Source organism: Olsenella profusa F0195, assembly GCF_000468755.1.
In the GTDB taxonomy this organism is placed as follows: domain Bacteria; phylum Actinomycetota; class Coriobacteriia; order Coriobacteriales; family Atopobiaceae; genus Olsenella_F; species Olsenella_F profusa.
Map to the genome: position 1 here is coordinate 1 of NZ_AWEZ01000068.1, position 7,457 is coordinate 7,457.

The window sequence follows — 7,457 nt, forward strand, 5'->3', positions numbered from 1 at the left end:
GCTCAAATCGTGTTGACAAAACACAAAGGGCGCCCATCCCGCCGGTCTCCGCGAAGCGCTCCACGAGCACGTCGTAGACCGAGCCCATGCAGCAGCCCGGGTTCCCCTCCAGCATCCCGACGATCGCCGACGCGAGCGGCTCGACGTCGAACGCGGCCTGCTTCCTGACCCTTGCGTGGCTGTCCTCCGGGACGCGGTCCATGTTGTAGTGCTTGCGAACCGTCTTGAGCTGTGTTCCGTAATATCTAAGTCGACAAAAACGTCATCGTAAAGTCGACGCTTCCCGCAAACAGGCATGCCGACCACATCGAGTGGGGCTAACTTAAGAGTGCTCGTATCTACTTAAGGAGGCCCTGAAAGGAAATGACCGGCATGTCCAAGCAGAACTCTATACGACGCAGGTGGCGCGAGGGGCCCTCGGCCGCCGAGATCGCCAGAGACGCGGAGGTCTCGCGCGACACCGTCCACGAGTGCCGCGACAAGGCCGACTTCAGCCCGAGCGTACCGGTCGCAAGGGAGCACGCGTCGAAGCTCGACTCGTACAGGGCCCTGATCGACCAGTGGCTCGACGATGACGCGAGATCCGGTTTTAAGCAGCGCCACACCGCGAAGCGCGTCCACGACAGGCTCGTCGAGGAAGAGGGCGCGCACGTCTCGCTCAGCACCGTCGAGAGGTACGTCAGGAAAGCCAAGGAGGCGCGCCCCGCCCAGCGCGAGCGGCTCCTCGACCTCGTGTGGGCGCCTGGCGAGGCGCAGGCCGACTTCCACGTGCGCGGGATTGGGGCCACGCTCAAGTACTTCGTTGTGGCGTTTCCGTTCTCGAACGTCGGCCTAGCGCAGGTGTCCCCGGGCGAGGACGCCGAATGCGCGTGCCAGGGCCTCAGGAGCGTCTTCGAGTACGTCGGCGGCGTTCCCACCAGGGTCGTCTTCGACAGCGCGGCCGGCGTCGGCAGGAAGACGTGCGACATCATCAGGGCCACGCGCCTGTCCGAGGCCTGCGGCGCCCACTACGGCTTTGCCTACAGGCTCTGCAATCCCCATTCTGGCCACGAGAAGGGCGACGTCGAGAACGAGGTCGGCACGATACGCCGCAACCTCTTCGTTCCGGTGCCGCAGGTATGGAACGCCGACACGTCCGACCTGCGGCTGCTGGACAAGCGCACGTCGATGGCGGACGAGGAGCACTGGATCAAAGGAGAGCCGGAGAGGCAGCTGTTCGAGGAGGGCCGCCTCGCGCTCCTCGGGCTTCCCGAGAAGCCGTTTGGACGTGTGACGTACGTCGTCAGGGCCGCCGACGAGAAGGGCAAGGCATCCGTCGGCGAGAAGGGGCGCCACCGCCACCCGGCCCGCCCGTCGCTTGCCGGCAAGAAGGCGACCGTGGGGCTTAGGGCCGCCAAGGTCGAGGCGTGCACCTCCGACGGCGAGCTCGTGTGCGAGCACAGGCGTGCGTACGGCGCCGCGCCGACCGACACGGGCGACCCCGCCGCCCAGCTCGCTGCGCTCGCATGGCATCCCGGGGCATGGGAGAGCAGCCTGGTCAGGGCATCGCTGCCCGACGGCCTGCGGGAGCACATGGACTCGCTGGGCAAGGACGGGCTGAGGGCAGAGCTCAGGATCATGCGCGACCGGGCCAAGACCTCCGGCTGGACCGCCACCCTGCAGGCTGTCGAGGCGGCTTTCGCTGTGACCGGCAGGATAGACGAGGCCTCGGTCGCGGCCGGCGCCGCGAGGGCGACGTCGGGTGCGGTCGAGCACGACGTCGACACCGACCTCAGCGAGTACGACGAGTTCATGGGGGTGGCATCGTGAGCAGGGCGACGGCAGAGGATAGAAAGTTGCTGGAGGCATCGATAGGGGCCAACGCGAGGAAGCCCTGCTTCTCGGCTATCGTGGTCGAGGAGTTTCTCGCGGACGCGACGATGTCCGACCTGCGGGCGGTCGACGGCATCGCGGCCAGGCAGCTGGAGGTCAGGGCCCAAAACGCGCTGGAGAAGCGCATGCGGAAGGCGAGGTCCCCGGCGATAAAGCCGCTCGAGGGCTACGACCTCTCGCAGGTCGCGTTCCCCGAGGGGCACGGGGAGCCCGAGCCCGGGTCCCTCGCCCTCGTCGACGCGGGCCAGGACCTCGTGTTCCACGGCAAAACCGGACGCGGAAGGACGCACCTCGCCATCGCCATCGGCATCGCGGCGGCAAACGCGGGCAAGTCGGTGAGGTTCAGCACGGCGGCTCAGCTGGTGATGCACCTCGTCGAGGCAAAGGGGCGGGGAACGCTGAGGAGGGCCCTGGAAGACCTAGAATTCGTGGACCTGCTGATAATCGACGAGCTCGGCCACGTCCCCCTGGACGTCGACGGCGCGCGTCTCCTGTTCCGGGTGGTGTCGGCTGCCGAGACTGGCCAGAGCATGGTGACAGCCACGAACATCGAGCTCGGCCGCTGGGGCACCGTGTTCGGCGACGACAAGATGGCCTCAGCAATCATCGACAGGCTCGTGTGCACAGGAAGGCTGGTGGAGTTCGACGGCACGAGCTACCGAATGGAGAACGCCCTGATGCTGGGAAAGAGGGCAGACTTCTGGTCAATCAAGACAGGCGTGCCAATGCGGGCGTGTCGAAAGTCGACAGCGGTTTTTGTCGACTTTTACTTGACGGAATACATTGAGCGTCGGCACCTTGTTGCGGCGCGTCCTTAGGGCGTCGTAGGCCTCGCGCGCCGTGTACCCCGCGAGCTTCAGCTCCTGTATCTCCTCGATCATCCTGTCCCGTATCATCTCGTTGCTCCTGGCGGTCGGTCTTTGGTCGGACACGACCGCTAGGATGCACCGATGATGCCTCCTCCCGTCAATCCGCTTGGAAGTTCTCGTCACCGGGACGTGGGAAGGAGTGCGCACCGCAACGCGGGAAATAGTGGCAACCGGGCCCTGGGAAATTCCGCCTGCCGCCGATGGGAAGGACTCCTTACCTCATCCTCGGTAAGAGACGTTACCCTCTACACCTCAGCCGTAACTCGCTCGTCGGCACCCGGAACAGGCTCGGGAGGCACTGCGACGAGTGCCTCCCCGGGGCTTGCACCACAACAAGGCGCTCAGGGCGGTGGCACGCAAGCGGCTCGGCGCGATCCACGCGATCATGCGCGACCGGGTCCCCTACGAGGAGCCACCCGTCACCGAGAATGTCCAAGGCTCTCATCCCGACCCCTTGACAGAACTATAGGGACACCCCCCTGTCACGTCCGGGGTGTCAACAACCTGTTGGCACACAACGGCTAGGCTTACGGGAAATCTGCGTAACGGCCCATTCGCTCCGAACCTGGCTTGTTGTGATTGTAGACTCTGGGAGGTGGTCGTCTTGTATCGAGACGGTCCACCCGCTTGCACACCCAAACGCTTGCACTAACTTTCTCGACACTACTTTGGCAAAATTGCGACTGGTTAAGTGATAGACAAACTGGAACTATTTGACATCTCGTAAACCGAGAACCATGGCTAGAGTATGCTTCACGTCAAACCCTAAACTCCAAATGTGCTGAGTTAATCCATCTCCACTAAATGCTGGCACGAGAATGTCTATGACATCACCTTCGAAAATGTAATGTCCTCTTGCTTTCCCTTTAGCTTCATGACAGAAGCGGTTATACTGCTCTGAATCAGCAAAGTTTACAATAGCTGCATTGTCTCTGATTTCAAAGTTCACGCCGTCGTACTGCTCCTTCAGAGTCTCTAGGATTTCCTTCGCTCCGTCCGCATCTAAAGAGGGCCCAGAGATTAAATCCCGCGCCTGCTTGTTTTTCTCAAGAAAGGCTTCAAGCGGCCAATCAGTGACATTACTGAGCTCAACATGCTCCCACAGATTGAATTCGTCCAATCGCCTTCTTGGATCTTCATGCGGATGGGTTACCGATATCAGATGAATTGCCATATCGTGTGCAAGGCACATTGCAGATTCCTCAGAAGAAAATGCATTATTCCATGGTCGCTCGGCTTTCTTCGTTGCTTCGAGCAGTTCTGTACAGTGATAGCTACCACAGGATATGAAGTACTTCCATATCTTGCCATGTACCGTCTTTGAATCAGTAATCAGTCCGAGAGCGAAGCACCTCTCTGAGAGCCAGGCATCCAGCTGTGCCCGCTGCTCCTCGTTGGGCCCATCGTCATACGCGGATTGTCTATCAGGCCCGCTGACTGACCGACAGGTGTTCGACTCGTATTCGAACTTCTTTCTGCACATCTCAAGAAAGCAGATGCTTTGTGCGGCATACAGCAAATCCTTATCTGGACAGAAGCGGATATTGTGATGATAGTTCAAATTTCTGGACTGCCATTCCCTGATAGACAGTGTTTTCAAAAGCTGGCCAGCTAAGATAGCTTCCTCAGCTCCCTGTCTGTAAATCTTGTCCTCGATAGATTGGAGTTCTTGTTTAGAAGGCCGATGGAGGATGTTCTCGCAGCTGTATTTCTCACGATCGTTTTTGACTAGGTATTTCGCATGGTAGAGTATCCATCTTGTCTTCTCAGCTCCTGATAGCTCCTGAGGCTTTTCGATGTGATTGGTGAGGAAGTCATCGAGGTCTCGTTGTCCCATGGATTTCAATACTTCCTCGGCAACTTCTCTGTCGAGTGCGTCTTGCTTCATCTCTGCCAGCCGGGCTTCCCAATCAGACGTACTGCAATCCTTTAGGTAAGTCTCCACATTGGAAAGAGAATCCCTATAAGTGCACGCAACCCGCTTCAACTCGCTTTTTGCAGAAGCAATCGAAATACGCTTGCTCGGATTCTGACGAATCATTCGCTCGACGAGGCTGTCGAGTCCAGACAAGAGCGGATACACGTCTCCTATCCGCCTGAAAGTGCTTCCTCTTGGGATGCTCAGCGTAAAGAGTTCATTCGTTATTAGGCCAAGAGCGAAGATGTCAGCGGCAGGTCCGACATCTTTCTGATCTTTGTCCTTCATCTGCTCTGGAGCGAAGTACGCTCGATTTGCTAGCAGTTCCTTCGTTAATGTCTTTCCGGATCCATCGAAATGGGCTATCCCGAAATCTGCCAAGACGAGGTGAAGCCCCTTTGAGTCAACAAGGATATTCTCTGGTTTGATATCGCGATGTACCACGCCGTCGGCATGAATTGCGGAGACCGCATCGTAGAGCTGGTGTAGGAGATTGAACTTCCGTTCTATGGGGACGTTCTTTGAAGTCCAATCTCTTAGAGTGCCGTCGAAGCATGGCATTACGTACTGGAGCTGTCTGCCAGGATTGTTGCCTGTCATAACATCTTTTTCTTCTGCGGATATGATTTGGATGACATGTCGTGAGTGAAGCTTCCTGCAGTACTTGACTTCCTCCCGAAGGCGGTCATTCTTGCTCTTGCCACTTTTCTTTTTTTCATTGTGGAGTTGAATCGTCTTTATCGCATAACGCTGCTCACCAGACTCGACAAGATGTACCATACCTTGTCCACCTTAGCCCAGCTGTTTGATGACCTTGTATGTGACGCCATCGACATCTATTTCTTTTGCCATACAAGCCTCCATCTCATGGAATGTAAGGTATGCATTTAATGCGTAACCCCATAATGCTTCAATAGATTAAGTATAAGGCAGGGTTTTAGTGCCGGATTAAACCAATCTAGAGCTGCTCTGACATGCAAATAGGTTTATTAGTAGTAAAGAATCCTAAACTTGTCTTTATTTGTGATCGGTCTCTTTAACGTCTATGGCTACTTCGCATACTTGGTGTATCTGGTTCGACATACGACTGCGAGCCTGATGTCCGCTCGTTGGATGGCGCTTGCTCACGAATTCACTTACACCAGCTCCATTGGCACTATTCCCGTCAAGGTGGGCTCACATCCCACCTCATGTCTTGGAACCATCTAACCCTCAACACTTGCGAAAGAGACTGTATTTCATCGCTAAATAGCCACTTGCAAGTAGATGCAGTGCAGCAGTTAGCAATTTACTTCGCATCCGGTCGTGCCATATACAATATATTCAATAAAGACTATCGGCACTTTGGATGGGCGATATGGGAAAGAAGAAAGGCAGAATCAGGAACTCGCTCGACGTCGAGGCGGAGCAACTTGACTATCTCCGCACGGACTTTAGGAGTGAGTTATGTGCGCTTATTCCCGAGGATGATGAAGTCGAGGCCATCCTCGCAGTAGTCCTCAATGAACTAGGTTGGGAAGACCATTCTGGAAAAGATGCGCCTCCGCCGGATTTCATCAACTCCGCGCATGCCCTTATGCTCGAAGCCATGCGCGTTGACGACCACGAGAGACCCGGTGACAAGAAGGGTGTCATCAACCCAGCGCGAGCTCATGAAACCGAAATCATCAAACGGTATGGGAAGGAGCTTAAGGAACTACTAAACATGGCCGCCGATGATGCCATGCTGACCGTCTTGGGAAAGACGGATCTACCGACAAGCGAGGATCATAGCTACAGCATGTATCTTGACGGCTTTAAAAGGATCGTTGAAAAGCACGCAAAGCATACGGAAAACTATCGACACAACTATCCTGAATACAAACTCATCTTCTATGTCTTCGATGAGTCTACTGGTTATTTCGAGGGCATGGAACCTATTAGGGGTGGGGTGCATAAGGGCGACTCCTTGCGCGGACGACCACATTATTTCTTTGCCGATGCAATGTTTCTCGACATCATCAGAAACTCTAACGCTGACTATTTCATCTGGCATACCCCCTTCAAGCACGAGCACCTATTCACTAACGGGTTTGTGTTACCCGAATCAGTCATCTATGACGTGAGCAGGATGAAAGTGCCTGAGCTTCACTATGACAGGAATCGCATGGTGAGCATGGAGGTCTAGCATACTCGCACTTTATAACGCATCGAGATGATGCCCGTGTCGGTTGAACTGCGTCCCAAAACTTGGACGGCCAAATAGAGACTAAGCCGCATTCAGGGACTGATTCCGGAACTCCTCCGGGGTCAGTCCCCTCAGTTTGACCTGCCGCCTTCTCGTGTTCCAGTGGATGATGTAGGCGTCGAGATCCCTCTTGAACGCATCGAAGCTCGGCCACACCCGGTTCCGGAAGAGCTCGTCCCTCGGGTGCCCGAACACCTGCTCCGTCGCGCCGTCGTCGATGCAGTTGCCCTTCCGGGACATGCTCTGCACGATGCCGGCCTCCTCCAGCCTGCCGCACCACTCCGCGTGCCGGTGCCGCCATCCCATGTCCGAGTGCAGTGTCGGTCTGGCGCCCTCGGGCTTCTTGGACATGAGCTGGTCGAGCAGCTCATGCTGCTGCGCCATGTCGGGGTGCGTCGACGTCGACCAGGCGACGATCTCCTTGCTGCCGAAGTCGTAGACGGGCGCGAAGTAGGCCCTTCCCCACGGCCGCCCGGACTCAGTGACGTCGGTCCCCATCTTCTCCCAGGGCCCGTCGGCCCCGAAGTCGCGCCCCACCACGTTCTCGAAGGTCCCGCCCACGGCCCCCTTG

The 7,457-nt window shown here is 57.0% G+C and carries 6 protein-coding genes; 3 read left to right on the forward strand and 3 right to left on the reverse strand.

The window, feature by feature from the left end; genetic code table 11:
- Nucleotides 1-202 (reverse strand): hypothetical protein (locus HMPREF1316_RS11340; protein WP_040652434.1); only part of this gene is annotated, 202 nt, incomplete at its 3' end.
- A 170-nt stretch (nucleotides 203-372) separates the two neighbouring features.
- On the opposite strand from HMPREF1316_RS11340, the gene istA reads away from it, so the two are divergent.
- Nucleotides 373-1,809 carry an IS21 family transposase gene (gene istA / locus HMPREF1316_RS14180; protein WP_021727168.1) on the forward strand — a complete coding sequence of 479 codons (1,437 nt, stop codon included), beginning with the start codon at nucleotides 373-375 and terminating at the stop codon, nucleotides 1,807-1,809.
- A complete protein-coding gene (locus tag HMPREF1316_RS11350; protein WP_051333012.1) occupies nucleotides 1,806-2,690 on the forward strand; it encodes an ATP-binding protein in 885 nt (294 codons plus the stop codon). Before istA ends, HMPREF1316_RS11350 begins: the two co-directional genes overlap by 4 nt.
- A gap of 760 nt (nucleotides 2,691-3,450) precedes the next feature.
- Here the strand turns inward: HMPREF1316_RS11350 and HMPREF1316_RS13420 are convergent.
- Nucleotides 3,451-5,439 carry a protein kinase domain-containing protein gene (locus tag HMPREF1316_RS13420; protein WP_021727170.1) on the reverse strand — a complete coding sequence of 663 codons (1,989 nt, stop codon included), beginning with the start codon at nucleotides 5,437-5,439 and terminating at the stop codon, nucleotides 3,451-3,453.
- A gap of 577 nt (nucleotides 5,440-6,016) precedes the next feature.
- Between HMPREF1316_RS13420 and HMPREF1316_RS11370 the strand changes: the two genes are divergently transcribed.
- Entirely contained in the window at nucleotides 6,017-6,826 is an 810-nt protein-coding gene (locus tag HMPREF1316_RS11370; protein WP_021727169.1) for a hypothetical protein, read from the forward strand.
- A gap of 81 nt (nucleotides 6,827-6,907) precedes the next feature.
- Here the strand turns inward: HMPREF1316_RS11370 and HMPREF1316_RS11375 are convergent.
- Nucleotides 6,908-7,457 (reverse strand): IS3 family transposase (locus tag HMPREF1316_RS11375; protein WP_021727167.1); only part of this gene is annotated, 550 nt, incomplete at its 5' end.